Source organism: Lentzea aerocolonigenes, from assembly GCF_000955955.1.
Lineage (GTDB): Bacteria > Actinomycetota > Actinomycetes > Mycobacteriales > Pseudonocardiaceae > Lentzea > Lentzea aerocolonigenes_A.
Map to the genome: position 1 here is coordinate 1 of NZ_JYJG01000173.1, position 1,656 is coordinate 1,656.

Below are 1,656 nucleotides of genomic sequence, written 5' to 3' on the forward strand. Positions count from 1 at the left end.
CGGTCTGCTTCGCCGCACTCGAGAACGTCAGCGTCGCCGGAGCCGCCGTCAGGTCCGCACTGCCGCTTCGGCCGATCGTCACCGTCACCGGTGAGCTCGGCGCCGTCGCCAGCGAGACGTCGAACGTCGCCGTCTGGCCCTGCCGGACGTTGAGCGTGCTCGGCGTCGCCAGCACCGCCGGCCCGGCCAGCACCTTGACCATCGCCGGTGCCGAAGTCCTGGTGGCACCGCGGTTGTCGGTCGCCCTCGCGGTGATCTGGTGATCACCTGCCGTCGGTGACCCCCACGTGCCGGTGTACGGCGCGCTGGTGTCGGTCGCGATCAGCGTGTCGTCGGCGTAGAAGTCGACCTTCGTCACCGTGCCGTCGCTGTCCTGCGCCGTGGCCGCCAGCGGGATCGTGGCGGGCAGGGTGTAGGTGCTGCCCGTGACAGGTGCCGTCAGCGCCACGGACGGCGCCTGGTTCGGGCCAGTGCACGCCACGCCGTTCACCGCGAAGTCCGTCGGAGGCCGGTTCGCGGAACCCTTGCTGCCGTTGAAACCGACCTGTGCCGAGCCACCTCCCGGGATCGTCCGCGCCCAGTCCGGATTGGTCACACTGACCACCGCACCGGTCTGGCTGAACGTGCCGTTCCAGCCCTGCGTGACCCGTTGCCCGTCCGGGAACGTCCACGTCAGGTTCCAGCCGTTCAGCGCGTCACCGTCGTTGCGGATCGTCGCTGTGGCACCGAATCCGGTGTCCCACTCGTTGGTGAGCTGATAGGTGACCGTGCACGCGACCGCCGCGGGCGCCGCCACCGCGGGCACCCCTCCGATCGCCATCACCACCGCAGCCATCATTGCCGTCGTTCGCCGAGTCATGCCGCCGCCTCTCGACTTCTGGGAGCGCTCCCAGAGTTCACGGCACTGTAACGTGAGTCACTTGAATCGACTGACCGCCGGAGTAATGGCAGTTGCATCGAAAAGCCCTGCGTCTTAACCAGAACAGCGCAGCGGCAATTCCTCCGCCGGACCCCCTTACTGCTCCCTTCGAGTGGACTTCCGGGAACGCTCCCACAAGCGCGATTGGCCCCTTGCCAGCCCCTCTCGGGCTCAGGTTCGCCCTACCCGCCTTGCGTTGCCAGCAAACGAGAATCGGCACGACGAGACCGAGTTTTCCCGCCGGTTTTCGTATGGCACGGAACGGAAACGGGGGTGGCCGGTTCCAGTGCGGAACCGGCCACCCCCGTTCAGGTGACGGCGTCACCAGGCCAGGTTCAACCCGGAGATGTAGTCGCGGAGCAGCCCGGAGATCAGCTGGTGGTCGTGCCGCGAGAAGTGCCAGTCGCAGCCGAGGAGGTCCAGAGCCGGGTCGGCGTAGTTCCAGTAGCGCACCTTGGTGTCGCCCTGGGCGGCACGGTCCTGCGCGACCTGCCGCACCGCGTCCGTGAACGTCCCCGACGCCTGCCCGACGCTCACCAGGATCGTGGTGCCGGAGCCGTACCGGGCCCGCAGCTTGTCCAGGAACCCTTGATACGCGGACTTGTACGCGGTGACCAGGCTCTGCGCGTCCGGCCACTGCTCGCCCGGCTTGAGCGCGGTGGAGAAGTCGTTGGTGCCCAAGCCCACCACGACCAGCTGCGGGTGCCACGTGCCGGGGTTCTGCCACACGTCGCCGT

At 68.3% G+C, this 1,656-nt stretch carries 2 protein-coding genes; both read right to left on the bottom strand.

Annotated features, from left to right (window positions below; all coding sequences use genetic code 11):
* Positions 1–835 (bottom strand): cellulose binding domain-containing protein (locus UK23_RS23865; RefSeq protein WP_231114641.1); only part of this gene is annotated, 835 nt, incomplete at its 3' end.
* Between the two features lie 405 nt (positions 836–1,240).
* On the bottom strand, positions 1,241–1,656 hold a 416-nt coding region (locus tag UK23_RS52855), incomplete at its 5' end, for an SGNH/GDSL hydrolase family protein (protein ID WP_045313842.1).